This window comes from Nonomuraea sp. NPDC049625 (assembly GCF_040675285.1).
In the GTDB taxonomy this organism is placed as follows: domain Bacteria; phylum Actinomycetota; class Actinomycetes; order Streptosporangiales; family Streptosporangiaceae; genus Nonomuraea; species Nonomuraea angiospora_A.
This window is the reverse complement of record NZ_JBFAOQ010000007.1, coordinates 105,506-130,446: the sequence shown is the minus strand read 5'-3', so window position 1 is coordinate 130,446 and position 24,941 is coordinate 105,506. Positions and strand designations below refer to the sequence as shown.

24 protein-coding genes are annotated in these 24,941 nt (G+C 69.2%); 12 read left to right on the top strand and 12 right to left on the bottom strand.

Annotation, left to right across the window (positions count from 1 at the left end; translation table 11 throughout):
* Positions 1-55: 55 nt before the first annotated feature.
* Positions 56-1,888: an ABC transporter ATP-binding protein gene (locus tag AB0J87_RS29650; RefSeq protein WP_363970333.1), complete on the bottom strand. Its 1,833-nt coding sequence runs from the start codon at positions 1,886-1,888 to the stop codon at positions 56-58.
* Complete coding sequence (locus AB0J87_RS29645) at positions 1,888-3,741, bottom strand: ABC transporter ATP-binding protein (protein ID WP_363970331.1); 1,854 nt, start codon at positions 3,739-3,741, stop codon at positions 1,888-1,890. The genes AB0J87_RS29650 and AB0J87_RS29645 overlap by 1 nt, the downstream gene beginning before the upstream one ends.
* A gap of 176 nt (positions 3,742-3,917) precedes the next feature.
* Here AB0J87_RS29645 and AB0J87_RS29640 point away from each other — a divergent pair, with 176 nt between their 5' ends.
* Both AB0J87_RS29640 and AB0J87_RS29635 read left to right on the top strand, forming a co-directional pair.
* Positions 3,918-4,805, top strand: a complete 888-nt coding sequence (locus AB0J87_RS29640; protein ID WP_363970329.1) for an alpha/beta fold hydrolase — start codon at positions 3,918-3,920, stop codon at positions 4,803-4,805.
* Positions 4,802-6,061: an MFS transporter gene (locus AB0J87_RS29635; protein WP_363970327.1), complete on the top strand. Its 1,260-nt coding sequence runs from the start codon at positions 4,802-4,804 to the stop codon at positions 6,059-6,061. Before AB0J87_RS29640 ends, AB0J87_RS29635 begins: the two co-directional genes overlap by 4 nt.
* Positions 6,062-6,094: 33 nt before the next feature.
* On the opposite strand, the gene AB0J87_RS29630 is transcribed toward AB0J87_RS29635, so the two are convergent.
* Positions 6,095-7,144: a hypothetical protein gene (locus AB0J87_RS29630; protein WP_363970325.1), complete on the bottom strand. Its 1,050-nt coding sequence runs from the start codon at positions 7,142-7,144 to the stop codon at positions 6,095-6,097.
* A gap of 32 nt (positions 7,145-7,176) precedes the next feature.
* Here AB0J87_RS29630 and AB0J87_RS29625 point away from each other — a divergent pair, with 32 nt between their 5' ends.
* A complete protein-coding gene (locus AB0J87_RS29625) occupies positions 7,177-7,656 on the top strand; it encodes a hypothetical protein (RefSeq protein ID WP_363970323.1) in 480 nt (159 codons plus the stop codon).
* Positions 7,657-7,669: 13 nt separating this feature from the next.
* On the opposite strand, the gene AB0J87_RS29620 is transcribed toward AB0J87_RS29625, so the two are convergent.
* The gene (locus tag AB0J87_RS29620) at positions 7,670-7,936 is read right to left on the bottom strand and encodes a hypothetical protein (protein ID WP_363970321.1); all 267 of its coding nucleotides are present in this window, start codon (positions 7,934-7,936) and stop codon (positions 7,670-7,672) included.
* A gap of 241 nt (positions 7,937-8,177) precedes the next feature.
* Between AB0J87_RS29620 and AB0J87_RS29615 the strand changes: the two genes are divergently transcribed.
* Entirely contained in the window at positions 8,178-9,740 is a 1,563-nt protein-coding gene (locus AB0J87_RS29615) for an ATP-binding protein (RefSeq protein ID WP_363970319.1), read from the top strand.
* Positions 9,741-9,839: 99 nt separating this feature from the next.
* Here AB0J87_RS29615 and AB0J87_RS29610 read toward each other — a convergent pair whose 3' ends face one another.
* On the bottom strand, positions 9,840-10,148 hold the full coding sequence (locus tag AB0J87_RS29610) for a DUF6355 family natural product biosynthesis protein (RefSeq protein ID WP_363970317.1): 309 nt from the start codon (positions 10,146-10,148) through the stop codon (positions 9,840-9,842).
* A 210-nt stretch (positions 10,149-10,358) separates the two neighbouring features.
* On the opposite strand from AB0J87_RS29610, the gene AB0J87_RS29605 reads away from it, so the two are divergent.
* Together AB0J87_RS29605 and AB0J87_RS29600 are read left to right on the top strand one after the other, a co-directional pair.
* Complete coding sequence (locus AB0J87_RS29605) at positions 10,359-10,688, top strand: hypothetical protein (protein WP_350726177.1); 330 nt, start codon at positions 10,359-10,361, stop codon at positions 10,686-10,688.
* Positions 10,672-11,358, top strand: coding sequence for a hypothetical protein (locus tag AB0J87_RS29600; protein ID WP_363970315.1), 687 nt, complete (start codon positions 10,672-10,674; stop codon positions 11,356-11,358). Before AB0J87_RS29605 ends, AB0J87_RS29600 begins: the two co-directional genes overlap by 17 nt.
* A 15-nt stretch (positions 11,359-11,373) precedes the next feature.
* Here the strand turns inward: AB0J87_RS29600 and AB0J87_RS29595 are convergent, their stop codons facing one another.
* Positions 11,374-11,817: a YbaB/EbfC family nucleoid-associated protein gene (locus AB0J87_RS29595; protein WP_363970313.1), complete on the bottom strand. Its 444-nt coding sequence runs from the start codon at positions 11,815-11,817 to the stop codon at positions 11,374-11,376.
* Between the two features lie 36 nt (positions 11,818-11,853).
* Complete coding sequence (locus AB0J87_RS29590) at positions 11,854-13,092, bottom strand: MFS transporter (protein ID WP_363970311.1); 1,239 nt, start codon at positions 13,090-13,092, stop codon at positions 11,854-11,856.
* Between AB0J87_RS29590 and AB0J87_RS29585 the strand changes: the two genes are divergently transcribed.
* Positions 13,091-14,899, top strand: a complete 1,809-nt coding sequence (locus AB0J87_RS29585; protein ID WP_363970309.1) for an ATP-binding protein — start codon at positions 13,091-13,093, stop codon at positions 14,897-14,899. The genes AB0J87_RS29590 and AB0J87_RS29585 overlap by 2 nt on opposite strands.
* A 389-nt stretch (positions 14,900-15,288) precedes the next feature.
* Here AB0J87_RS29585 and AB0J87_RS29580 read toward each other — a convergent pair whose 3' ends face one another.
* The gene (locus AB0J87_RS29580) at positions 15,289-16,200 is read right to left on the bottom strand and encodes a YDG/SRA domain-containing protein (RefSeq protein WP_363970307.1); all 912 of its coding nucleotides are present in this window, start codon (positions 16,198-16,200) and stop codon (positions 15,289-15,291) included.
* A gap of 302 nt (positions 16,201-16,502) precedes the next feature.
* Here AB0J87_RS29580 and AB0J87_RS29575 point away from each other — a divergent pair, with 302 nt between their 5' ends.
* Positions 16,503-16,769, top strand: a complete 267-nt coding sequence (locus tag AB0J87_RS29575) for a hypothetical protein (RefSeq protein WP_363970305.1) — start codon at positions 16,503-16,505, stop codon at positions 16,767-16,769.
* Between the two features lie 107 nt (positions 16,770-16,876).
* Here AB0J87_RS29575 and AB0J87_RS29570 read toward each other — a convergent pair whose 3' ends face one another.
* On the bottom strand, positions 16,877-17,629 hold the full coding sequence (locus AB0J87_RS29570) for a DUF429 domain-containing protein (RefSeq protein WP_363970303.1): 753 nt from the start codon (positions 17,627-17,629) through the stop codon (positions 16,877-16,879).
* Positions 17,630-17,637: 8 nt separating this feature from the next.
* A complete protein-coding gene (locus AB0J87_RS29565; protein WP_363970301.1) occupies positions 17,638-18,420 on the bottom strand; it encodes a TetR family transcriptional regulator in 783 nt (260 codons plus the stop codon).
* Between the two features lie 116 nt (positions 18,421-18,536).
* Here AB0J87_RS29565 and AB0J87_RS29560 point away from each other — a divergent pair, with 116 nt between their 5' ends.
* From AB0J87_RS29560 to AB0J87_RS29545, 4 genes are all read left to right on the top strand, one after another.
* Positions 18,537-19,034 (top strand): 2Fe-2S iron-sulfur cluster-binding protein, encoded by a 498-nt coding sequence (locus AB0J87_RS29560; protein WP_355209710.1) that lies wholly within the window; start codon positions 18,537-18,539, stop codon positions 19,032-19,034.
* Entirely contained in the window at positions 19,031-20,002 is a 972-nt protein-coding gene (locus AB0J87_RS29555; protein WP_363970299.1) for a xanthine dehydrogenase family protein subunit M, read from the top strand. Before AB0J87_RS29560 ends, AB0J87_RS29555 begins: the two co-directional genes overlap by 4 nt.
* 83 nt (positions 20,003-20,085) lie before the next feature.
* Positions 20,086-22,320: a xanthine dehydrogenase family protein molybdopterin-binding subunit gene (locus tag AB0J87_RS29550; protein ID WP_363970297.1), complete on the top strand. Its 2,235-nt coding sequence runs from the start codon at positions 20,086-20,088 to the stop codon at positions 22,318-22,320.
* A gap of 66 nt (positions 22,321-22,386) precedes the next feature.
* The gene (locus tag AB0J87_RS29545; RefSeq protein WP_363970295.1) at positions 22,387-22,845 is read left to right on the top strand and encodes a nuclear transport factor 2 family protein; all 459 of its coding nucleotides are present in this window, start codon (positions 22,387-22,389) and stop codon (positions 22,843-22,845) included.
* On the opposite strand, the gene AB0J87_RS29540 is transcribed toward AB0J87_RS29545, so the two are convergent.
* Positions 22,838-24,130: an ArsB/NhaD family transporter gene (locus tag AB0J87_RS29540; protein ID WP_363970293.1), complete on the bottom strand. Its 1,293-nt coding sequence runs from the start codon at positions 24,128-24,130 to the stop codon at positions 22,838-22,840. The two genes, AB0J87_RS29545 and AB0J87_RS29540, sit on opposite strands and share 8 nt — an antisense overlap.
* Before the next feature lie 107 nt (positions 24,131-24,237).
* Positions 24,238-24,846: a dihydrofolate reductase family protein gene (locus AB0J87_RS29535; protein WP_355209686.1), complete on the bottom strand. Its 609-nt coding sequence runs from the start codon at positions 24,844-24,846 to the stop codon at positions 24,238-24,240.
* Between the last annotated feature and the right edge of the window lie 95 nt (positions 24,847-24,941).

Sequence of the window (24,941 nt, the reverse complement as noted above, 5' to 3'; positions counted from 1 at the left end):
CGCCGCTTGTCGAAGGCGACGTACTTGGCGACCTGAACAGCGGCGAGCCGGGTGGTCAGCCGGAGCCGCCGCTCGTCACGGAGACGAAGCCGGAGCCGGCGCGGTAGTTGGGGGACTGGTGGCGGAAGTAGGTGTTGTAGACCTCGCAGTAGCGCCCCCCACGGGCCAGCAGGGTCGCGTGGTCGCCCTCCTCCACGATCCGCCCGTGATCCAGCACGATGATGCGGTCGACGTGCTCGATCGTCGAGAGCCGGTGCGCGATGACGATCGAGGTCCGCCCGGCCAGCACCAGGTCGAGACCCTCCTGGATCTGGGCCTCGGTCAGCGGGTCGACGCTGGCCGTGGCCTCGTCCAGGACCACGATCGCCGGGTCCTGGATCAGCAGCCGGGCCAGCGCGACGAGCTGCCGCTGCCCCATCGACAGCGCCCGCCCGTGCTCGCCCACGTCCGTCTCCAGCCCGTGGGGCAGGGCCTCGATCCAGTCGCCGCCGCCCACCGCGGCCGCCGCGGCGCGTACCTCGTCATCGCCCGCCTCCGGCCGCGGGTAGCGGATGTTGTCGGCGACCGTGCCGCTGAACAGGAACGGGGCCTGCGGCACCGCGCCGATCTGGCTGCGGTAGGCGCCCAGCTCAAGGGTGCGGATGTCGCGCCCGTCGATCAGCAGGCGGCCTTCCTGGAACTCGTAGAACCGGGTGATCAGCTTGCTGAGCGTCGACTTCCCGGCGCCGGTGTGGCCGACCAGCGCCACGGTCTCCCCGGCCTCGATGCGCAGGTCGAAGTCGCGCAGCACGGGGCTGGCGGCGTCGTAGCCGAAGGTGACGCCCTGGAACTCGATGCGCCCGGCCAGCCTGCCCGGCGGCTCGGCGGCGCTCTGCACCACCCGCGGCGGGGCGTCGATCAGGGCGAAGACGCGCTCGGACGCGGACAGCCCCTGCTGGAACTGGGACCAGAACGCGGCGATGGACGTCAGCGGGAACCAGAAGAGCGACACGCCCTGCAGGAACAGGTACCAGTCGCCCGCGGACAGCCCGCCGTCGAGCACCTGCGCGCCGCCCAGCCGGACCAGGCCCACCGTCGCGAGCCCGGCCACCAGGAAGAGCACGGGGAAGATGGTGGAGAAGACGAACCCCTGCCGCAGCGTCACCTGGTAGCTCTGCCGGTTGATCGGCCGGAACTCGTCGTAGACCTGCTGCTCCTGGCGGAAGTTCTTGGCGACCGCGATGCCGCCCATGGTCTCCTGCAGGTTGGCGTTGACCCGGCCGAGCGAGCGCTGCGCCCTGCGCGTGCTGATCCTGGCCAGCCGCCGGAACATCAGCGCCAGGCCCACCACGATCGGCACCACCAGCAGCGTCAGCAACGTCAGCTCGACGCTGCGTACGAACAGCAGGACCGTGACGAAGCCGACCATCAGCACCTGGCTGATCAGGTCCATCGTCAGCGTGGACACGGTGGCGAAGTCGTCGGTATCGGACGTCACCCGGCTGACGATCTTGCCGGACGGGGTCTCGTCGTAGAACGACAGGTCGCGCGCCAGCACCGCGTCGAACGCGTCCTCGCGCAGCCGGAGCACCACGTCACCGGTGACCTGCGCGCTGTATTTCTGCCGGATGAAGTTGAACACCCACGAGAGCACCCCGGTGACCAGGATCCCGCCCGTGAGCAGCCAGCCGACCGAGCCGATGGTGCCGTCGGAGACCGCGTCGACGGCCAGGCTGCCCAGCGCCGGCACGGCCGCCTGGCTCGCGGACAGCAGCACGATCATGGTGGCGACCAGGACCATCGACCCCAGCTTGGGCCGGAAGTACGACACGATGCGGCGTAGCAGGGCCCGGTCGCTGTAGGTGCGGTCGTAGTCCTCGGCGTCGAGGCCGTCCATGACGAAGCCCATCAGCGCACCCTTCCCTGCTCCGCGGCCAGCACCCCGTCCACGTCGCCATCACCGTCCACGTCGCCATCACCGTCCAGCTCGACCTCGTCGTAGTGCGCGAAGATCCGGCGGTAGAGCCGGCTGCGTGCGATCAGCTCGTCGTGGGTGCCGAAGTCAACCACTTCGCCGCGTCTGAGCAGGAGCACCTTGTCCGCCCAGCGGATCTGCGAGAGCCGGTGGGTGATCAGCAGCGTGGTGCGCCCCTCGAGGATGCGCCCGATCGCCTGCTGGATCCTGTCCTCGGTGGCGGAGTCGATGGCGCTGGTCGAGTCGTCGAGCACGAGGATCGCCGGATCGGTCAGCAGCGCCCGCGCGATGGCCAGCCGCTGCCGCTGCCCGCCGGAGAGCGTGACCCCGCGCTCGCCGATCACGGTCTCGTAGCCGTCGTCCAGCTCGGAGATGAACTCGGCGGCCTGGGCGTCCTCCGCCGCCCGCACCACGGCCTCGTGATCGGCCCGCTGCCCCAGGCTGAAGGCGATGTTCTCGGACACGGACCGCGAGAACAGCACGATGTCCTGCTCGATGGTGGAGATCTGGGACCGCAGCGAGTCGAGGTCCCAGTCGCGCACGTCCACGCCGTCGACGAGGATCCGACCTGACGTGACGTCGTAGATCCGCGGCACCAGCTTGGTCAGCGTGCTCTTGCCCGACCCGGTCTCGCCGACGATCGCCACCGTCTCCCCCGGCCGCACGGTGAACGTCACCCCGCGCACCGCCGGCTCCTCGTCGTCCTCGTAACCGAACGTCACGTCCTCGAAGACGAGCTCCCCGCTGATCGGCGCGGCGTGCCCCTCGGCCCGCTGCTCGATCTCGCTGTCGGAGGTGACGACGCTCAGGATCCGGCGCGAGGACACGATGCCGATCTGGATCAGGGAGAACGTGAAGATCGACATCTGCGTGGGGAACCCGAGCTGGCCCATGAGCCCCATGAACGCCACCAGCTCGCCGATGGTGATCGCCCCGATGCCCTGGAGGTAGAGGCCGTGCCACAGCGCCCCGGCCATGGCGAAGGAGAACAGCAGGGTGGGCAGGTAGCGGGCCTGGACCAGCCCGTTGCGTACGAAGAGGTCGCGGTAGAGCCGCGCGTCGGCGCGGAAGCGCCGCCGCTCCTGCGCCTCCTGCGCGGTCACCTTGATCACCTCGATGCCGCGCACGGCCTGGTTGAGCCCGGCGTTGAGGTCGCCGAACTGCTCGCGCATGCGCGTGGCCACCGGGTTGAGCTGCCGCATGTAGTGCCAGAGCGCCACGGTGAACACGACGGCTAACAACCCGGGCGACAGCAGCAGCCGCGGGTCGATCGCCCCGATGAAGAAGATGGGCACCAGCCCGGTGAGCCCCGAGTCCACGATCAGGTCGACCCCGGGCGTGATCATGATGGAGAGCTGCCGGATGTCGTTGGCAGCCCTGGCCATCAGATCGCCGACCCGCTGGCGGTTGTGGAAGGTCTGGCTCTTGCCGAGCAGGCTCACGTAGAGCTCGTCGCGCGCGTCCCGCTCAAGGCGCTTGGCCAGCACCTCGCTCGACAGCCTGGCCACGAGGTCGAACAGCCCCCGCGCCAGCACGATCGCCAGCAGCGCGAGCGCGATGAAGCCGAGCGCGTCGAGCGGCTCGGCCTGCCGCCCCAGCACGGCGTCGAAGGCGTCGCCGGTGAACAGCGGCACCATGGCGTTGAGCACCACCATGACCAGCGACCCGCCGAGGAACCCGAGCAGGTGCGCCGGATGCCGGCGAAGATGGGACCAGAGCCAGCGCACCGGGCCGCGCCGGTTGTAGCTCGGGCCGGAGACAGAGAACTCCGAACTGCTGGTGGTCACTGGCAGGCCCTCCCCCGGGCACGAGCACGCGAGTATCGAACCTGCTTTCTATCACCGGGCACCGACAGTTTCCCAGCCGATTTTCACCGGGTCTCGGCCGGCGCGCGGACGACCCCCAAATGAAAGGTCCGATATCCGCCGTCGTCCCGCCCCCCGATCGGGCCAAGATGAGCGCCATGATCGAACATCCCCCTGGTCAGGCGTACGAGATCCGCGGCGGCCGGCGCATCTGGGTCGAGCAGCACGGGGACGGCGACGCCGTGGTGCTGCTCGCCGGACTGGGCCCCGCGGGATCGCATGTGATCTTCCACCCGCACTTCGACGGCCTGGCGGCGGACCACAGGGTGATCTACGTCGACCTGTTCGGCCGCGGCCGCTCCGGCCGTCCTCGGCACCTGTCCGAGATCACCTTCGCCGATGACGTCGCCGACGTGGCCGCGCTGCTCGAGCAGCTGGGCCCCGCCCACCTGTACGGCTTCTCGTACGGCGGGCTGGTCGCGCAGGCGATCGCCCTCGACCACTCCGCCGTGGCGCGTACCGTCACCCTGGCCAACACCCTGCACAGCCCCGAGATGTGGCACCTCAACCACGCCAACATCAACCGTGAGCTGGCCACCCAGCTCCCCGAGGTGTGGGAGCGGATCCAGGAGCTGCGGCTGGACGGGCTGCGCTCCACGGACGAGCCGCTCAGGCGGGAGTTCGCCAAGGCGGCGACCCTGGTCCGCTTCTACGACCCGGCCAACGCCGCCCTGCTGGCCGACGAGCCCGGCGCCAGGAACCAGGAGCTTTATCCGATCTTCTGCGGCGACGACGTCGATTTCGTGATCGGAGGTGAGGTGGCCAGGATCCCCGACTTCCGGCCCCGGCTCAAGGAGATCAGCGTTCCCCTGATGGTGCTGGCCGGCCGCCACGACCGGGCGCTGCACCCGGCGTTGCAACGCGACTTCCGGCGCTTCGCACCCCAGGCCCGGTTCCACATGCTGGAGCGCAGCGGCTCGTTCGGCCACGTCGAGGAGACGGAGACCGTCCACTCGCTGCTGCGGGACTTCTGGTGGCAGGCATGACCGTCATGACGGAGACGTCCGGGCGTACGGCCCGCCGGAGCTTCGGGCTGCTGTGGGCGGGGCAGTCGTTGTCGCTGTTCGGGGACCAGTTCATGACGCTGGCGCTGCCGCTGCTCGCGGTGACGGTGCTGGGCGCGACGCCGGCTCAGGCCGCGTTGCTGCCGTTCGCCATGTTCCTGCCCTTCCTGCCGCTCGGCCTGCCGGCCGGCGCCATCGTGGACCGGTTGCCCCGCCGTACCGTCATGCTCGTCTGCGACGGCGTCCAGGTGGTCGCGTTCGGCGCGATCTGGGTGACGGCGGTCACCGGCGTGCTCAGTTTCCCCCTGTTGTTCGCGCTGGTGCTGGTGAGCGGTTGCGCGGTGGTGTTCTTCCAGGTCGCCTACACCTCGTACCTGCCCGGGCTCTTCCCCGACCCTGGCGAGCTGCACACCGGCAACACCCGCCTGGCGCTGTCGGAGTCGACCGCGAAGGCGGTCGGGCCGATGGCCGCGGGGCCGGTCATCGGGCTGCTCGGCGTGCCCGGCGCGCTCCTGGCCAACACCGTCAGTTTCGCCGCCTCGCTCGTGGCGCTGGTCGCGATCCGGCACCGCGAGGCGCCGCCCGCCGTCACCGTGCGGGAGCGGGGCTGGGTACGGCGCGACGTGGCGGCCGGGCTCAGGTTCGCGCTCGGGCATCCGGTTCTGGAGCCGGTCCTCGCCTGCGGCACCGTTTACGTGCTGTTCCTCTCCATGGTCGAGACCAGCCTGGTCCTGTACTGCCGCAACGTCCTGGGACTGTCGCCGCAGTGGATCGGGATCGTGGTGGGCGCCGCCGCGGCCGGCTACCCGATCGGCAACCTCGCCTCGGCCTTCCTCATCAGGCGTCTGGGCAGTCCGCGCGCGCTCATGCTCGCCGCCACCGTGTCGGTGCTGGGCATCGTGGCCATGCCCGCGCTGGGGGCGGCGCACGGCAGCCTGGGAGCCGCCGGCCTGGTCATCGGCAGCATCGTGCACTGCGTGGGCGAGGGCGCGTTCAGCCCCATCTCGCTGACCCTCCGCCAGACCCAGACCCCGCCCGAACTCCTCGGCCGGGTGTCCGCCGTGCAGCGGTTCCAGTTGTGGGGCGCGGTCGCGCTCGGCGCCCTGCTCGCCTCCGCGGCCACGGCACTCGCCGGGCTGGAGTCGACGGTGTGGATCGGCGCGCTCGGCACGATCCTGTGCCTGCCCGCTCTCCTGCGCCGCGGCATCCGCACCGCCGTGCTCACCCGTACCGTCTGAACCACGCCACGAGTACAAAACACCCGGGGCAGGTCAGCGCCTGCGTTTCTTGCCGTGACCGGAACGGCGGCCGCGCGCCCCCGGCCGGGGTCCCTCGACGAAGCGAAGCGTGTGGGAACGGGCACGCAACGGCTCGGCCACCAGCCTGCGCAGCTCGTCCATGCCGATCATGGCGGGATGACCGGATTGCGCCACCGCCTCGATGATCTGTGGCGCCTCCCTGCCGGCCATCTGACCGAGCTGCGTCACGACCTCCTCCGGACCGGCCAGCTCCAGCAGGTTGAGCAGGCCTTCGGTCATGAGCAGGAGTTGCTCGGAGGAGGACAGGTCGTCGGGTCCCACCGCTCCGACGTCGTGCAGCAGGGTGACGGCGATGGGGCCGAGCACGCGGTCCCCGCGCAGACGCGCGAGGAGCGACCGGCCGTCGGGACGAGCCTCCACCAGCGTGCTCAGCATGACGGACGCGCGGGTACGGAACGGGCAGGCCCGTATGGCGTCCAGCAACGGCTCGACGTCCCCGCCGTGTGCCGCGAGCCAGCCCGCCAGCTCCGTCGCGGCCTCCTCCGGCGGGTAGTGCTCCGCGAGCACGCCGAGCAGCTCACCAGGCGCGGCCTCCGCCAGCTCTCCCACCAGCGGCGCGTCCCGGCCCTCGGCGAGCATCCGCTCGCGCACACCCCGCAGGCCGAGCGGGGTCAGGCTCACGAGCAGGCCCGGCTCGGTGAGCACGGCACGCAGCCGGGCCCGCGCTTCGGGCGGCAAGGGTTGCTCTTCGTCGTCATCGCCCAGGTCGCTGAGGTAGAAGGCGTCGGCGACGCCATGGCTCAGCTCCACCGCGCCGAGCTCGGCCAGGGTCTCCAGCGCCGCGACCAGGTCGTCGTCGACCTTCCGCCGCTGCGGGTTCTGCGGCCCATCGTCCAGCATCAGGTATTCGCGGCAGGCCAGCCAGACCGTCTCCTGGAGGCGGGCCACGGGGACCCCGTCCGAGAGGCCGTACACGCTGTTCAGTACGTCCGCCATCACCTCGTCGAAGACCCTCGCCGGCGGCGGCCGGACGTCCCACCCCGAGGCGGAGGCGCCGATCACCGGGCCGAGGCCGAGGAAGACCTCGAAAGCCGGTGCCGAGGAGCTCGGCCAGCTCGCGGGCGTCGGCCACGCGAAGGTTTCCCGCGCTGGTCAGCGGTCGGCCCTCCGTTCCGACCCAGTCGGCCAGCGCCGCCAGCCTCCGTACGGTCTCGCTTCGCGCCGCGGCGGCGGCGATCTCCGGCGCGGGCGGCAGGACGATGGGCGGCTGGGGGAACGCCCGCTCCTCGTCGGGCCCGCGTCCGAAGAAGCGTGCCTCCGCCACCTTGTCGAGCGCGTCCGCGTCGTACGCCACCCGCCCCGCGTCGACATCGCGCTGGAACTTCGTCAGGGCCTTGTGGTCGCTCGGGTTGACACCGTTGTCGATGGCCACCTGCGCCCAGAACCTCGCCAGCCCTTGGCGGTACGGGTCCGCCAAGGCCGCCGGATACTCCTTCACGGCCTCGGCCACGGCCTTCTCCAACTCGGCCGTCGTGGCGCCGCGCGGGTCGCGGATGCCGGTCGCGTCGAGGTAACGCAGCAGCGTGATCAGGGTTTCCGGGGCGGCGTCGAGGTCCTCCCGGGGTGCGGCGACGTACCGGGGGATCCACTCCAGCAGGAACCGGCGCACCTGCGCGGCATCCCAGAAGCGAGCCGTCCGTCTCTGCTGCGATGGCGGGAGTCCAAGGCCGCCGTCAGCACCAGGTCGTCGGAGGCCAGTCCGCAGTCGTCGGCCCAGTCCAGGCAGCGGCGGATCAGCAGGTCCTTGGCCGCCTCGAACTCCTCTTCCCGGTCCGGCTCGAAAAAGGTCCGCATGATTCCCCATGGTGGTCCCGGCTGCCCCGGAGGCTCGAAGCCGCACGGGCCGATGACCCTCCATGATGGTCCATCGGCCCGCTGTGCGTGCTCGGACCGTGGTCTGAGTTCCTCGACGATCTGCCGCCACGCGAGATGAGGGAAATGGTGCACGAGGATGGGCAATCGGGCGGGCAGCGTGAGATTCGGCTCGTGCGTCGATCCGATCGAATCTGTCACCGTTCGATGGCACACTGTGACGGTGGCCAAAGCCAGGTACTTCAACACCACCGGACCGTGCGACCCCCGGCTCCACTACGTGCTGCCGTCGCAGCCCCGGTTGCCGCAGGCGCGCCAGTTGATCGACCTGGATCGCTTCTTCGTGATCCACGCTCCGCGTCAGTCGGGCAAGACGACCGTGCTGCATTCCCTGGAGCATGAGCTCACCAAGGAAGGCGCCGCCGTGGCGGTGACGATCTCCTGCGAGGAGGCCTCCGTGGCGGGCGACGACTACGAGGCCGCGGAGTTGATCCTGCTGGACGAACTCCGGTGGAGCACCAATTCGGCGCCCAACCCCTGGCCTGAGGCCCCTCCGGGCAAACGGCTGGGTGCCGCCCTCCGGGCGTGGGCAGCCCAGTGCGAGCTCCCGCTCGTGTTGCTCATCGACGAGATCGACGCGCTGTACGGGGAGAGCCTGATCGCGGTCCTGCGGCAACTACGCCGCGGTCACAACAATCGCCCCAAAGGCGTTCCTTTCCCCAACTCCGTGGTGTTGTGCGGACTGAGAGACGTACGGGACTACAAGATCGCCTCAGGCGGCGACCCCGCCCGACTCGGCGCGATCAGCCCCTTCAACATCGCGGTCAGATCGCTTCGCCTGGGCGACTTCACCCCGGAGGACATCAGGGAGCTGTACGGCCAGCACACCGCTGAGACCGGGCAGGAGTTCACCAAGGAAGCCATCGCAGCGGCCTTCGAATTCACCCGCGGACAACCCTGGCTGATCAACGCGCTGGCTTGGGAGATCACCTGGGAGATGCGGGTCCCCCCAGAGGAGCCGATCACTGCCGGGCACATGGAGCAGGCCAAAGAGCGACTCATCCGTGACCGCGCCACCCACCTGGACTCTCTTGTTGCCAAGCTGCACGAACCCCGAGTCAAGCGAGTGCTCGAACCGATGCTCGCAGGCACGCCGGTCGACCACGACGAAAGCTTCGAGGACGACTTCTCCTACGTGCGTGACCTCGGCCTGGCGGCCCTGGGAAAAGTGCTCGAAATCGCCAACCCCATTTACCGCGAGGTCATCCTGCGCGTGCTGGGTAGCGGTGCGGAAGCCATCATCCGGGAAGATTCGCGGTCTTTCGTCTTCCCCGACGGCCGTCTGGACGTGCTCAAGCTGCTGCGTGAGTTCACCGCCTTCTGGAAGCAGCACGGCGAGACCCTGGTCCGGGGCGCCGCCTACCACGAGGCCGCATGCCAGATCATCCTCATGGCCTACCTGCACCGGATCGTCAACGGCGGCGGCTTCCTCGACAGGGAGTACGCCGCGGGCACCGGGCGACTGGACGTCTACCTGCGCTGGCCGTACGGCGAGGGGCAGGTGCAGCGGGAGGCCATGGAACTCAAGGTGTGGCGGCCCGGTCAGCGGGATCCGGTGGACGAGGGGCTCACGCAGCTCGACCGCTATCTGGACCGGCTTGATCTCGACACCGGTTATCTGGTGATCTTCGATCGCCGGCCTGAAGCATCACCGATGGAGGACCGCGTCCGGTTCGACCAGGACCGCACCCCGGTGGGGCGGCAGGTCACCGTTCTGCGGGCCTGAAGGCATTGCAGCGGGCGACATTCCTTCTGAGCAGGCGACAGAGCTCACCACACGGGGCCACGGGCCGGCCGTCCCGTGGCCCCATGCTCATTTGAGGGGTCAGCAGCCGCCCCGGTTGTACACCCTGAACACGTTGCTCCACCTGCCGACGTACTTCGACTCTCCCGGTGCCACGCAGAAATAGGTGTTCCCGCCCAGCAGGTAGGTCACGAAGATGTTCTCGCCGGCGCCGGTGCAGTTCTTGTACATGGCCGCGTCGCCGTCCCGGTACAGGCCGCAGGCAGATGCCAGGTGGCTGCGCTCGGGGACGCCGGCGGTCGCCGGGGTCGCGGTGAGCAGCGTGGCGCTGACGGCCGCGAGGACGGTCAGCAGGGCGACCGGGGACGGCTTCTTGATGTGGACTGGCATGGTTCGGGCTCCTGTTCTGGTTGGTCGACCGCCCTGGATCGCTGCGCGGCGGGGCGTCAGGCTCAGGAAAGCCACCCCGGTCAGGTGTCCAACAGAGGCCCGGACGGACTCGTCCGAAATCGGTCCACGCACCGGCCAGGCCCGGACAGCACCAGCCAGGTTCCGGCTAGTATGTCCAGCCAAGTAATGGATCACGTACTTGGAGTAATTTTGAGCCAAGACGACGCATCACGTATCCACCGGCTGTCAGCGATCAGAGCGCTGGGCGACGCTCTCGTCGACGACGTCGCGGGCACCTCCCCCGTGTCGCACCTGGCCGAGGTCAGCGACTTCCCCTCGAACATGCGCATGGGACCGTGGGCCATGGGAGTGCTCGGATGGCCCCTGACCAGCGAACACGACAAGATCGTCGGTTACGCGGAGAGCACGGTCCTCAACACGATCGAAGCTCTGCACGACCATCGGGACCGGCTGCACACGGTCGCCGGCAACATCCAGACCGTGGAGAACAGGAACGAGGCCAATGTCCGGCGGCTTTAAGATCCCCGTCCCCGGCGGGACCCCCGACCCGTTCCAGCCGGGTGACGAGGGCGGCGACCTCAAGCGGATGCAGTACTCCACGCTCGGCATGTACGCGTTCGCCGCCGTGATCTTTCCCGTGTTCGAGCGGGTGGTGGTCTCGTACGGGCTGTCGGTCCCGTCCGACCCGCAGGTGATGCACAGGGCCGCGGACGGCTGGAGCGCCTTCGGAGACGGTGTGTACGCGGCGGGCGCGACGGCGCGGGACCAGCACGACAGCGTGTCCCAGGCCAGCTGGCAGGCGCCGGAGCGGGAGCTCTACGGGCAGAGAGTCGCCGGCTACGCCATGGAGTCCGACACCGCGGCCGACTCCGCCCACAGCCTCTCGTGGATGCTCAGGGTGCTGGCCAACCTCTGGACGCTGTACATCTACCTCCACGTGGGCATCGCGAGCCTGGCCATGGTCACCCTGGCCAAGGCCCTGCTCGCCGGTCCGGGAAGGGTGTACTACGCGTGGGAGGCGCTGTCGCAGGCGATGACCGCCGAGAAGCGGGTCATCGAGCTGCGCAACTTCACCCTCAGGACCGTGCTCGGCCTGGCCCTGAAGTACGGGGCCGCCTGGATGACCGAGCGCACCCTCACGGACGGCCTCAAGCCGCAGTACGCGGCGGGGCGCTCCCAGGAAGCCTGAGGCCGGCCAGGACGCTCAGTAGCCGAGCTTCCTCCGCATCCGATCCAGCTCACCCATCGCGTCACCCATCATCCGGTCGAAGGCCTGCTGCGCCTCCGCGACCTTCGCCCGGGCGGTGTCCGGGTCGCCCAGGGCGCGGTCCAGTCCTCCGCCGAACGCGCCCGCCATGATCGCGGACAACTGGCGCTGGAGGTCGGCGTCGGCGTCGCGGATGGCCGCGAGGATCGCCGCGGACATCTCGTGCACGCTCATCCGCTTCGCCCTCGGATCGATGTCCAGCCGGCTCACCCCGCCCTGCGCGGTGCACTCGACCGCGATGAGACCGTCGGCGGCCGCCGCCCGCCCGACCGCCGCCGCGACCCCTTCCTGCGCCGCGGCGAAGTCGGCCACCCGTTTCTCGGAATCCCGCAGGAACGCCTCGGCGTCGATGTTCGCGAAATTACCGAGCGGGTCGTCCACGTGCGGTCCTCCATCCACGTACGTTCGTCCGGATGGTCATAGCACAGCTCCGTTTCGGAGTGATTTCCTGGCGCTCGGGAGTCCGGATCGCGTACCCCTGGCAGCACGTCGCTGGAGCACCAGCGCCCAGATCGTCGACAGGAGCGCGAAAGCCCCGAGGGTGGCGAAACCGGCCCCCGCGCTGGTGTGATCAGTGACGGTGGCCACGAGCAGCATGACGACGATGGTCGCGGCGAGCCCGCCGCCGTTGGCGAGACCGAAGACCCGGCCTGTGTCCGTACGACCGGCCCGGGCCATCAGCAGATTCCGCGAGGAGATCCTCGCCTGGCCGAAGACGAACGCGCCCATGGGGACCAGCACGGCCAGTCCGGCGACGCCCAGTTGCCCCTGAGTGACGATGAGCAGGCTGCACGCGAAGAAGCCCGCCACGGCGATGCGCAGATCGGAGTACCGCTGGGCGAACAGCCGGTATCCGGCGGCGGCGGCGAGGAAGCCGAGGCTGCCCAGGGCGTCGATGGCCCCGAAGGTCCCCGCGCCACGATTGAGCTCGACCAGGACATACATCGGCAGGAGGGCGTTGAAGACGGTGACCACGACACTGCCCTGCGCGTACAGAAGGATCAGGCTGCCCATTGGAAGCGGCGGCCGATCCGGGCCCGCGGCCTCCACCGGCTCGTCGGCGGGCCCGCCCACGACCCGGGTACGGCCGATGGCGGTCACGCAAAGAGCGGAAACGGCGAACGTGGCCGCGTTGAAGACGAGCAGGGGAACGGCGCCGAAGATCTGGACGGCGAGCCCTCCGACGGTGGCGGACAGCAGCATCCCGGCCTGGGTGGCCATCTCGTAGCGGCCGTTGAACCGGCGCAGGACAGTGCCGCCGGGGACCCGCTCCTTGATCAGCGCCGCGCTAGCCGGCACGAAGATCGCGCTGACCAGGGCGAGCGCGAAGTTCGCGGCATAGATGCCGGCCTCGGCCGCACCACCCGCGGCCAGCCACAGCGGCAGGCCGAGGGCCACGATCGCGCTCACCGTGTCACAGGCGATCCACAGGAGGCGGCGATCCAGGCGGTCCGCGAGTCGTCCCAGGTACGGAGACAGGACGGCCTGCGGCAGCGCGACGGCGATGAACAACCAGCCCACGGCCATCATGGTCTGCTGCTCCCGGGCCAGCAGCAGCGCCCCGGTGATGAGCTGGACGTTGTTGCCGAGCGCGGTGGTGAAGGCCGCGGCGATCAGCAGCCGCATGGTCGTGCGATGGGGGATCTGAACGGGCATGCACACAGTCTCCGCATCATCACTGACACCAAATGTCAGCGAAGACGTGCTTCTCCTGCGGGACAACTGTCCCTGGGTCCGCCCCCAGACACTGATGCGCTCGGAGCAGCATCGCCCACCGCCGTCAACGCGGCGTCATGGTCCGGCACGGCGCATGAGGGCGGGCAATGGGGCGGGCAGCGTGAGATCTGGCGCGCAAGCCAAACCGGCCGAATCTGTCACCGTTCGATGGCACACTGTGACGGTGACCAGGCCCAGGTACTTCAACACCACCGGACCCTGCGACCCCCGGCTCCACTACGTGCTGCCGTCGCAGCCCCGACTGCCGGAGGCGCGCGAGTTGATCGACCTGGATCGCTACTTCGTGATCCACGCTCCGCGCCAGTCGGGCAAGACGACCGTGCTGCATTCCCTGCAGCGTGAGCTCACCGAAGAAGGCGCTGCCGTGGCGGTGACGATCTCCTGCGAGGCGGCCTCCGTGGCGGGAGACGACTACGAGGCCGCGGAGTTGATCCTGCTGGATGAGTTCCGGTCGAAGACCGACTCGGCACCTGACCCCTGGCCCGAAGCAGCCCCGGGTGCACGGCTGGGCGCCGCCCTCCGGGCATGGGCAGCCCAGTGCGAGCTCCCGCTCGTGTTGCTCATCGACGAGATCGACTCGCTGAGCGGGAGGACCCTGATGTCGGTCCTTCGGCAACTACGCAACGGCCACAACAGTCGCCCCGAAGGCATTCCGTTCCCCAACTCCGTGGTGTTGTGCGGGCTGAGGGACGTGCGGGACTACAAGATCGCCTCAGGCGGCGACCCCACCCGGCTCGGCGCGATCAGCCCCTTCAACATCGCGGTCGAGTCGTTCCGCCTGTCCGACTTCACCCCGGAGGACATCAGGGAGCTGTACGGCCAGCACACCGCCCACACCGGGCAGGAGTTCACCAAGGAAGCCCTCACCGCGGCCTTCGAATTCACCCGCGGACAACCGTGGCTGATCAACGCACTGGCTTATCAGGTCACCCGCAAAATGCGGGTTCCTCCAGCGGAGCCGATCACTGCTGGGCACATGGAGCAGGCCAAAGAGCAACTCATTCGCGCCCGCGCCACCCACCTGGACTCTCTCGTCGCCAAGCTGCACGAACCCCGGGTCAAGCGAGTGCTCGAACCGGTGCTCGCAGGCATGCTGGTCCGCGTCGACGAAATCTTCGAGGACGACTTCTCTTATGTACGTGACCTCGGCTTGGTAGCCCAAGGCTCCTCGCTCAACATCGCCAACCCCATTTACCGCGAGGTCATCCTGCGCGTGCTGGGTAGCGCTGTGGAAGCCGTCATCCAGGCCGATTCGCGGTCTTTCGTCTTCCCCGACGGCCGTCTGGACGTGCTCAAGCTGCTGCGTGAGTTCACCGCCTTCTGGAAGCAGCACGGCGAGACCCTGGTCCGGGGGGCCGCCTACCACGAGGCCGCATGCCAGATCATCCTCATGGCCTACCTGCACCGGATCGTCAACGGCGGCGGCTTCCTCGACCGGGAGTACGCGGCCGGCACCGGTCGGCTGGACGTCTACCTGCGCTGGCCGTACGGCGAGGGGCAGGTGCAGCGGGAGGCCATGGAACTCAAGGTGTGGCGGCCCGGTCAGCGGGATCCGACGGACGAAGGGCTCGCACAGCTCGACCGCTATCTGGACCGGCTTGATCTCGACACCGGTTATCTGGTGATCTTCGATCGCCGGCCTGAAGCATCACCGATGGAGGACCGCGTCCGGTTCGACCAGGACCGCACCCCGGCGGGGCGACAGGTCACCGTTCTACGGGCGTGACGGTGTCAGTCCTCGGCCAAGAGAGGTTTGCCGATAAGCGAACCATCCCATGAGAGAGTTCCATCCTGTTTCCGCAGGTGAAACGGGCGAGTAACAGGGAGCGGCGAACAACCGGCCGGAGCCGTCCCGAACCCAATCACAAAACGATTTCCGCCATGCCCAGACCCGGCAGGCGGGTGGACAGTGCATCTGCGGCCCCTGGAATACGACCCGACCCGTCTCGCAGCCGGCCCGCTCCGCTGGCGAACCGTTCGGGATGGATCGCGCGAGCGTATGTCACGAAGACCAGCCATCTCGTCTCCGATGCCAAACGCCTTTTGGAGGTCCTCGGTCTCACGCGGACAACGATCCGAGTAAATTCATTTCGCCCAAGGACCTAATGGATCCCTCTACAACTCCTGTGACCAATAGCTACGGTGCTGGCGGACGTACTCGATGCCGATCGCATGACGCTCATGGATATGCAGCGGGCCGATGATTGCGCCTGTCATTGCATTGACGATCTTAAGATCATCGGTCAGATAGAGAGCGCCATTGTCGAACCGAAGATGATCATTAGGGCACAGACAGAGGGCGTTTGACTCGTGGTCTGGGCCATTATGTGGTATCCCCAAGCCTTGAATGTGAGCCACTTCGCTGGCCGGCCCAGCAGGGAGATGTACGGTTTCGCGGCAGATTTGGCAGCAGTTCTGGTACCAGGTTTTGATGTTTTGTACGACTCTCGCTTTGCGAGCCAAGCGGTTGACGATCGACTCGATCCGACTCGGTGGGCCAGCGGTCGCCGGCGGTAGCGCCTGAGCTTGATCCTCCGACTCGAGGTCATCAACCTCTTGAATATCGTACATGCTACCGATTTTTATCATCCGAAACTGAAGCACGCGGAACCCATCGGCACGCCTCTTGAACCAGTGCCGTACCACCCGGTACAAGCCGTCGTATCGGTATCCTTCGGCAGGTGCGTGCTCCGAGTCTTCCTCGTACCCTCGGATGACTCGGACAGGGAAACCTTCGAGTTGGCTCCGGACGAGCGCGGCGTTGCCTTTTTCATAGCGCTGATCGGCTATCTGCTCCTTGCGCTGGTTCTGGCCGCCTTGGCCGGTATAGATGATCACATCGCCCTCATCGCGATCATCCGGGTATCCCCCGTTGAGCACGATCGCATCGGCACCATCGCGGGCTGTTCCCGAGATACCAGCTTGGTTATGCGCATGTAGGCCAGCGACGCGTACCTCGTCACGGGTTTGGTACGTGGCACCCTCGGGGTGGCCTGGGATCTCGCCAAATGTCCTGATATACGCCACCGGCCGATCATGCCATGCCGTCTACCTGGCGGCCAGACAGTAACGGCCTCCCACGGCGCCAAAACCGGGCAGTGCGAGCCGGTGCGGGCTCAGTCGCTCCCGTGTCGCTGGGAGCATGGCGATGAGTCGAGGGCCAGGCGGTCCGATCGCGGCAATCAGGGGAGCCTGGGCGCGCCCCTGGTCGTGTTGGTGCCCGAGGGGGCGCCACGTCACCTCACCTCTGCCAAGCGTCTGTCATACCGCCAAGCTGACCTCGCTCCCACACGCTGTCGGACACCGAGGGACACAAGGAGCCAGAGGACATGAAGACCTTCACTGTGACCATCGCCGGCACGGAACGGTTCGACGGCGAGGCGCCTTACACCTGGGTCGTGGAGGCCGCCGACGTGACGAGCGCGATGAACAAGGCCCTGGCCCACCACGCACTCTCACAAGATCAGCAGCTGTGTGACCTGGAAGTCGACCCTCTTCACACCTTCGAGGGCTCTCCCCCAGAAAACTGCGCCTACCACTGGAACGACCTACGACCCACTGCTCCCGAAGCGGACGGTGCCCACGGACGAGACTGATTCGTGGTAGTCGCGGGCGCTCAAGCAAAGAACCGAGGTACGCGCTCGGGAGACGAACCTCTGCCGTCGTTACTTCAACATGGTCACCGCCGGGCGTGAGGCGTTCCTCACCCGTCTGCGACGAGGCGGTCCAGGGGTGTGGTGGGCAGGGCGATCCAGCCCTCGGTGGTCGCCGCGCTCGCCTGCTCCCCCGTCGGTACGGTGACCAGGCCGAGGGCGGCGGCGCGGGCGGCGAGGGACGACACGACGGCGTCGGTGACGTGGTCCGAGGCCCGGCAGAGGGGCTCGTGGTCGCCTAGGTCCAGCCATGGCGCCGCCTCCTGGAGCCGGTCCACTAGGTGGCCCAGCGCGGTGAGGTTCGCGGTGCGCTTGTAGCCGCGGTGGGGCAGGCTCCACTGCTTCAGGCAGGCTGCGGGATAGACCTCCACGACGGCGCCGGTGCCGCGGCGGTCGACCGGGTGGTCTCGGCGGGCGAGCTCGGCCAGGAGGGCGGCGCAGCGCATGGTGGCGTGCGCGATGCGGTCGGCCGACACGCTCAGCGGGGTCAGGCCGGTCTGCTGGTGTACGACCTGGTCGGTGACCCGTAGCGCCAGGTCGCGGCGCCAGGCCCGGCCTGCCAGGTCCGGCGGCACCTGGACGTGACCGGTGCGGTGGGCGGTGACGAAGTCGACGAACAGGTCGGGCCAGCCGAGCGGGCAGTCGATCCCCGCCTTGTCCGCGGACATGACCGCCTCGACGATCAGGGCGTCGTCCGCCCCGGCGACCACCCTGACGAGCCGCGCGCGTCCGGTCGACCAGTCGAGCCAGGCCACCGCGGTTCGCACCGCCTCCGCGGCGAGATCGACGCCGACCGTCACCATCCGCGGGCTCAGTCCTCTCTGAGCGTGGGCAGCCCTGCGGCGAGGGCCTTGAGGGCGCGGGTGAGGGTGGGGAGGAAGTCAGGGCAGGTCGCGGCAATGACGGGGTCCTGGGCGTACAGCTCGGCCAACGTGGGCGAGGGGTGCGCGATGGGATAGAGGATCCCGGCGAAGGCGGTGGCGACCGAGACCAGTTCCGTCCCTTCGCCGGCCGTCAAGCCCGTGGTCCGGGCGACCTGTGAGCCCAGGTCGGCGATGACGGCCAGGATGGCGCGTTTGAACGTGCGGGCCGCCTCGATGGAGACGTTGTGTTCCAGGGTCGTCGCGGTCTGGCTGAGGATGTCGCACAGGAGCGGACGGTCCGCGAGCGTTTCCGCGAGGGCCGCCACGACATAGTCCGATGACGCTTCGAGGCGGGTGGTGACGGCCGCCGCGGCATCGTCCGGCGACGCTTCAAAGCGGGTGGTGACGGTCGCCGCGGCATGGTCCGGCGACGCTCCGAGACCGGTGGTGACGGTCGCCGCGGCATCGATCGGCGCGGCATCGAGGCGGGCGGTTACGGCCGCCGCCCACTGGTGCCACTCGTCGGCGGCCAGGATGAGGTAGATCTCCTCGCGAGTCCCGAAATAGCGCATGATGTTGGACTTCGCCAGCCCGACGGCCTCCGCGACCGCCCCCAGGCTGACGTTCCGAACCCCCGAGGCCATGGCGAGGTCGCGGGCGGCCGCGAGGATCTCCTCGCGCCGCTGCTGCTTGTGCTCCGGCCGCCTGGCCCGGACGAATCCCCGCTTCATGTCGCGCTCCAGCATAGGTGACCAGACTTTAGAGGACGACGTTCTCTTGTTAAGGAAACACCGTTCTGTTAGCGTCGGCATCCTACGGAGGGGAGAAACGTGTGACAGAGCTACGAATGCGGGTGAACGGCGTCACCCGGACCCTCGACATCGAGCCGTGGGTCAGCCTGCTCGACGCGCTGCGCGACCACCTCGGGCTGACCGGCCCGAAGAAGGGCTGCGACCAGGGTGCGTGCGGCGCGTGCACGGTTCTCGCGGACGGGGTGCGGATCAACGCCTGCCTGGCCCTGGCCGTGCAGTACGCGGACAAAGAGATCACCACGATCGAGGGGATCGCGAAGGGCGAGGACGGCACGCACCCGATGCAGGAGGCGTTCGTGCGCCATGACGGGTTCCAGTGCGGTTACTGCACCTCGGGCCAGATCTGCTCGGCGGTCGCCATGCTGACCGAGCACGCCGCCGGCATGCCCAGTGCCGTCACCCCCACGACAGAGCGCATCGAGCTGACCGATGACGAGATCAGGGAGCGCATGAGCGGGAATCTGTGCCGGTGCGGCGCCTACAACGGCATCCTCGACGCCATCAAGGACGTCGCCGCGCAGGAGGCGCCATGAAGCCGTTCACGTACGTGAAGCCGCTCGACATCGACGAGGCCCTGCAAGCGGCCGGCCCCGCCGTCAAGTTCCTGGGCGGAGGGACGAATCTGGTCGACCTCATGCGCGAGGGCATCGAACATCCCGAAACGCTGGTCGACCTCACCGGCCTGCCGCTCGACGAGGTGGACGAGCTGCCCGGCGGCGGCCTGCGGATCGGCGCGCTGGTACGCAACAGCGCGCTCGCCGCCGACCGCCGCGTCCGCGCCCGCTACCCGGTCCTGTCGCAGGCCGTGCTCGCCGGCGCCTCCCCCCAGCTGCGCAACATGGCCACCGTCGGCGGCAACCTGCTGCAACGTACCCGCTGCAACTACTTCTACGACCAGGCGCACGCCTGCAACAAGCGCGAGCCGGGCAGCGGCTGCGACGCGCTCGGCGGGTTCACCCGCGGGCACGCGGTCCTGGGCGTGAGCGAGAGCTGCATCGCCACGCATCCGTCCGACATGTGCGTGGCGCTGGCCGCTCTGGACGCCACGGTCGAGGTGCGGAGCGTGCGCGGCACGCGGCGGATCTCCCTGGCCGACTTCCACCTGCTGCCGGGCGACACGCCGCAGGTCGAGAACGCGCTGGCCGAAGACGAGCTGATCACGGCGGTCGAACTGCCGCCCGCGCCGGTCGCGGCCAACTCCCGTTACCGCAAGGTGCGGGACCGGGCGTCGTACGCGTTCGCCCTGGTCTCGGTGGCGGCGGCGCTGGAGGTGCGCGACGGGACCGTGACGGCGGCCCGCCTGGCGCTGGGCGGCGTCGCGACCAAGCCGTGGCGGGCCTTCGAGGCGGAGCACGTCCTGGTCGGCGGCCCGGCGACCGAGGAGGCGTTCGGCCGCGCGGCCGACGCCGAGCTGGCGCCCGCGACGGTCCAGCCGGGCAACGCGTTCAAGGTGGACCTGGCCAGGGCCACGATCGTGGCGACGCTGAGGGAGCTGGCATGAGCATCAAGACGTTGAGGGGGCCGGCATGAGCATCGAGACGCTGAGGGAGCCGGCATGAGCATCGAGACGCTGAGGGAGCCGGCATGAGCATCAAGTACGTCGGCCGCCCCGTCGACCGGCTCGACGGCCGGGACAAGACCACCGGCCGGGCCCGTTTCGCGGCGGAGCACGACTATCCGGACCTCGCCCACGCCGCCCTCGTGCACTCCACGATCGCCCGCGGCCGCATCACCGCCGTCGACGCGGACGCGGCCCGCGCGGCGAAGGGCGTGATCGAGGTCCTCACCCACGAGAACGCCCCCGCGATGAAGCCCCCGCCCTCCCGGAGCCTGCTGAACCTCAGCACGATGGTCATCGGGACGTCGGTCAACTACCTGGCCACGGACGAGGTGCACTGGAACGGCCAGCCCGTGGCGGTCGTGGTGGCCGAGTCGCCCGAGGCCGCGCGGCACGCGGCGGGCCTGGTGCGGATCACGTACGAGGAGCTGCCCGCCGTGGTGGACTTCGCGGCCGAGGAGCCGAACGCCACCCCGCAGAAGGGCAACGCGCTGATGCCGGCGGCGGCGGACAAGGGGGACGCGGAGGCGGCGCTGGCGGCCGCGGCGGTCTCGGTGGATCTGCGCTTCACCACGCCGCCGCACAACCACAACGCGATCGAGCCGCACGCGACGACCGCCGTGTGGGACGGCGACCGCCTGACCCTGCACGAGAGCACACAGAGCATCACGTGGCTGCGCAGCCATCTCGCGCAGCGGTTCGGCGTTCCCGAGCGGAACATCCACGTGCTGTCCCCTTACGTGGGCGGCGGGTTCGGCGGCAAGGGCTCGGTGTGGGCGGGCACGCTGCTCGCCGTGCTGGCCGCCCGGGCCACCAAGCGCCCGGTACGGCTGGCGCTCACCCGGGCGGGCGTCTACCACACGGTCGGCGGCCGGACCCCGAGCACTCAGCGGGTCGCGCTGGGCGCGGACTCCGGCGGGAAGCTGACCGCGCTGATCCACACCAGCGTCGCCAGGACGGGCCGGGTCGGCGGCGGCGGCGAGCAGATCACCTCGGCCTCCCGGCACCTGTACGACTCCCCGAACATCCGCCTGCGCCAGAGCCTCGTCCAGCTCGACCTGATCTCCAACACGTTCATGCGGGCCCCGGGCGAGTCCATCGGCACCTATGCCCTGGAATCGGCCGTGGACGAGCTGGCCTGCGAGCTGGGCATGGATCCGATCGAGCTGCGGATGCTGAACGAGCCGGCGCGTAACCCGATGGACGGCAAACGGTTCGCGCACCGGATGTTGCGCGAGGCGTACGAGGTGGGGGCGGAGCGGTTCGGGTGGCGTGAGCGCGATCCGCGGCCCGGCTCGATGCGCGACGGGCGGTGGCTGGTCGGCATGGGGGTGGCGTCGGCGTACCACCCGGCGTTCCAGCTCCCGGCGAGCGTCACCGTACGGCTGGGCGCGGACGGCGGGGTCGTGGTGCGGTGCGGCCTGCACGAGATCGGCGTGGGCGCGGCGACCGTGCAGGCGCAGATCGCCGCGGACGAGCTGGGGGTGCCGCTGGAGTCGGTACGCGTCGAGATCGGCGACTCCGAGCTCCCCGCGGGCCCGATGGCGGGCGGTTCCGGGCAGACGGCGAGCGCGGCGGCCAGCGTGCTGGAGGCCTGCCGCAAGCTGCGGCGTTCCGCGCTCGACCTGGCGCGCAAGTCGCCGGACTCCCCGTTGCGCGGCGTGCGCGATCCGCAGGCCCGCGACGGCGGGCTCTACCAGGGGTCCAGGGGCGAGACGTACGCGGCGATCCTGACCCGTGCGGGCCGCGACCACCTGGAGGCCGCGGCCGGGGGCGGCATGCTGAGGTTCATGGCGAAGACCGTGCGCGACCGCAGCCGGTGGGTGAAGGCCGCGTCCGGGGCGCACTTCTGCGAGGTGCGGGTGGATCGCGACACCGGCGAGGTACGGGTCTCGCGCTGGACGGGCGTGTTCGACGTCGGCACCGTGATCAACGAGAAGACGGTGGCCAGCCAGCTGCGCGGGGGCATCGTGATGGGTATCGGCCTGGCGCTGTCGGAGGAGACGCTGGTCGATCCGCGCACCGGGCGGATCGTCAACGCGAGCCTGGCCGAGTACCACGTGCCCGTGCACGCCGACGTCCCGCGCATCGACGTGCACTGCCTGGACGAGCCGGACCCGACGATGCCGCTCGGGCTGATCGGGGTGGGCGAGGTCGGCATCACGGGCGTGGGCGCGGCCGTGGCCAACGCCGTGCGCCACGCCACCGGCAAACGCGTCACCGACCTGCCGATCACGCTCGACAAGCTGCTCCCGCTGTGAGCTTGCGTCGTCTCCCCGGTGGGAAGGCACCGGTGGAACCACGTGATCGATACTGAGGAGACGACCATGTCACGTCCGCCTGTCCCGCCGTTCACCGAGGAGACCGCGCGCGTCAAAGTGCAGGCCGCCGAGGACGCCTGGAACACCTGCGACCCCGACCGCGTCGCGCTCGCGTACACGGAGGACTCGGTGTGGCGCAACCGCGACGAGTTCGTGACCGGCCGCGACGCGATCAGGGACTTCCTGCGCCGCAAATGGGAACGGGAGCTGGACTACTCCCTGCGCAAGGAGCTGTGGGGCGTGCTGGGCGACCGCATCGCGGTCCGGTTCCAGTACGAGTGCCGCGACGCCTCCGGGCAGTGGTGGCGCAGCTACGGCAACGAGCAGTGGGAGTTCGACGAGTCGGGGCTGATGCGGCGCAGGGAGGCGAGCATCAACGACGTGCGCATCGAGGAGAGCGAGCGCCGCATCTTCGGGCCGCGCGGCGACGACGAGCAAGGCGTGGACGTGCTGCCGCTCAGATGAGGTAGCGCAGCCACAGGTACGGCACCGACAGCGCGACGGTCACGAGCGTGACGACCAGCCCGTACTTGGTGAACTGCCAGAAGCTGATCGGGGTGCCGTTACGGGCGGCGATGCCGATGACGACGACGTTGGCCGCCGCCCCGACGGCCGTGGCGTTCCCGCCCAGGTCGGCCCCGATGGCCAGCGCCCACCACAGCACCTGGGCGGGTCCGTTGCCCCCGTTGGCCTGGACGAGGTCGGCCACGATGGGGCTCATGGTGGCGACGTACGGGATGTTGTCCACGACGGCGGACAGCCCGGCCGAGACCCACAGCAGCAGCATCGTGGTCAGGCCGAGCCGCCCGCCGGTGGCCTCGGAGGCGGCCTTCGAGATCTGGCCGATCACCCCGGTCTCCACCAGCGCCCCCACCATGACGAACAGCCCCGCGAAGAACACCAGTGTCGGCCACTCGACCTCGCGGATGGCCTCCTCGGTCGTCACCCTGGTGGCCGCCACCAGCACCCCCGCGCCCAGCAGCGCCACGACCGACGGCGCGTAGTGCAGCACGGGATGCAGCACGAACGCGGCCAGCACCAGGGCCAGCACGGCGAGTGACTGCCACAGGAGCTTGCGGTCGGCGATGGCCTCCCGCTCGTTCAGCGACATGATCTCCGCGACCCGCTCGGGGTCGTAGCTGAACGACGCCCTGAACAACCACCGGCACAGCCCGACGAACACCACCACCAGCACGACGATCAGCGGCGCCATGTGCGCGAGGAAGTCGTTGAACGTCAGGCCGCCGCGGCTGCCGATGATGATGTTCGGCGGGTCGCCGACCAGCGTGGACGCGCCGCCGATGTTGGACGCCATGGCCTCGGCGATCAGGTACGGCGCCACCGGCAGCGCCAGCCGCTCGCACACCAGGAACGTCACGGGGGCGATCAGCAGCACGGTGGTGACGTTGTCCAGCAGCGCGGAGGCGGAGGCGGTGATCACGATCAGCAGCGCCATGAGCCGGAACGGCTGCCCGCGAGCCCGCTTGGCCGACCAGATCGCCAAATATTCGAATATCCCGGTCTGTTTCAGGACACCGACGATGACCATCATGCCGAGCAGCAGGAAGATCACGTTCCAGTCGATCCCGGTGTGCTCGTCGAAGAACGCCGCGCTCCCGTCGGTGGCGTGGATCAGCAGCATGACCCCCGCCCCGCCGAGCGCCGCCGCGACCCGGTGCACCTTCTCGGTGGCGATCAGCGTGTACGCGAAGAGGAAGGCGGCCACCGCCACCCAGGCGGTGGCGGTCATGGCGACTCGATGAGCATGAGGGGCGACCTCCGGGAACGACGGCACGATCGCCGACCAGACTTCCCGGCACACCCATCAGGAACATATCAAAATGCGTCAAAGCCGCACTATGCGACTGCGCCGTAGGAGGGCTTGCCGGCCCACTCGTACGTGACGTACACGACGCCGGCGTCGGTGGCGGTCGATCCGGTGAGCTTCAGCCCGGCCGGAGCGGTCCCCTCGGCGAAGAGCCGCTTGCCCTCGCCGAGGATGACGGGGAAGACCAGCAGGCGGTACTCGTCGATCAGCTCGGCCCGCTGCAGCGTGCGGAGAAGGTCGCTGCTGCCCTGGACGAGGATCTCGCCGTCGGTGCTCTTCTTGAGCTCGGCCACCGTCTCGGCCGCCTCACCCACCAGGACCCGCGTGTTACGCCATTCGGCGGTCATCGGCGTCCTCGTGGTGACGTACTTCGGCATGCCGTTGATCTTGGCGCCACCCTCCTCGTCGGGCACGTCCGGCCAGTACGACGAAAGGATGTCGTACGACCGGCGGCCCAGGAGCATGCCGTCCGCCCGATCGAGCTGCTCGCCCATGATGCGGCCGAACCCCTCGTCCACGTACGGCGGCAGCCAGCCGCCGTGCGGGAAGTCGTTGGAGTCGTCCTCGCCGGGTCCGCCGGGGCCCTGCATGATGCCGTCGAGGGACAGGAAGGTCGAAACCACCAGCTTGCTCGCCATTGTCGCCACTCCATCTCGCCGTGAGGGCCTTGCGGGCCCTGCCGTCCTTCTGTGGCTTCAGCCTGGCGGACAGCGTTTAAGGATTCCTTACGGCT

Bases quoted from the DNA above. Each gene is read 5' to 3' on its own strand.
- AB0J87_RS29600 (WP_363970315.1), top strand. From the start codon at position 10,672: ATGTCCGGCGGCTTTAAGATCCCCGTCCCCGGCGGGACCCCCGACCCG.
- AB0J87_RS29640 (WP_363970329.1), top strand. From the start codon at position 3,918: ATGATCGAACATCCCCCTGGTCAGGCGTACGAGATCCGCGGCGGCCGG.
- AB0J87_RS29575 (WP_363970305.1), top strand. From the start codon at position 16,503: ATGAAGACCTTCACTGTGACCATCGCCGGCACGGAACGGTTCGACGGC.
- AB0J87_RS29535 (WP_355209686.1), bottom strand. From the start codon at position 24,846: ATGGCGAGCAAGCTGGTGGTTTCGACCTTCCTGTCCCTCGACGGCATC.
- AB0J87_RS29590 (WP_363970311.1), bottom strand. From the start codon at position 13,092: ATGCCCGTTCAGATCCCCCATCGCACGACCATGCGGCTGCTGATCGCC.
- AB0J87_RS29560 (WP_355209710.1), top strand. From the start codon at position 18,537: ATGCGGGTGAACGGCGTCACCCGGACCCTCGACATCGAGCCGTGGGTC.
- AB0J87_RS29550 (WP_363970297.1), top strand. From the start codon at position 20,086: ATGAGCATCAAGTACGTCGGCCGCCCCGTCGACCGGCTCGACGGCCGG.
- AB0J87_RS29650 (WP_363970333.1), bottom strand. From the start codon at position 1,888: ATGGGCTTCGTCATGGACGGCCTCGACGCCGAGGACTACGACCGCACC.
- AB0J87_RS29620 (WP_363970321.1), bottom strand. From the start codon at position 7,936: ATGCGGACCTTTTTCGAGCCGGACCGGGAAGAGGAGTTCGAGGCGGCC.
- AB0J87_RS29570 (WP_363970303.1), bottom strand. From the start codon at position 17,629: ATGGTGACGGTCGGCGTCGATCTCGCCGCGGAGGCGGTGCGAACCGCG.
- AB0J87_RS29555 (WP_363970299.1), top strand. From the start codon at position 19,031: ATGAAGCCGTTCACGTACGTGAAGCCGCTCGACATCGACGAGGCCCTG.
- AB0J87_RS29585 (WP_363970309.1), top strand. From the start codon at position 13,091: ATGCACACAGTCTCCGCATCATCACTGACACCAAATGTCAGCGAAGAC.
- AB0J87_RS29540 (WP_363970293.1), bottom strand. From the start codon at position 24,130: ATGACCGCCACCGCCTGGGTGGCGGTGGCCGCCTTCCTCTTCGCGTAC.
- AB0J87_RS29545 (WP_363970295.1), top strand. From the start codon at position 22,387: ATGTCACGTCCGCCTGTCCCGCCGTTCACCGAGGAGACCGCGCGCGTC.
- AB0J87_RS29635 (WP_363970327.1), top strand. From the start codon at position 4,802: ATGACCGTCATGACGGAGACGTCCGGGCGTACGGCCCGCCGGAGCTTC.
- AB0J87_RS29610 (WP_363970317.1), bottom strand. From the start codon at position 10,148: ATGCCAGTCCACATCAAGAAGCCGTCCCCGGTCGCCCTGCTGACCGTC.
- AB0J87_RS29565 (WP_363970301.1), bottom strand. From the start codon at position 18,420: ATGAAGCGGGGATTCGTCCGGGCCAGGCGGCCGGAGCACAAGCAGCAG.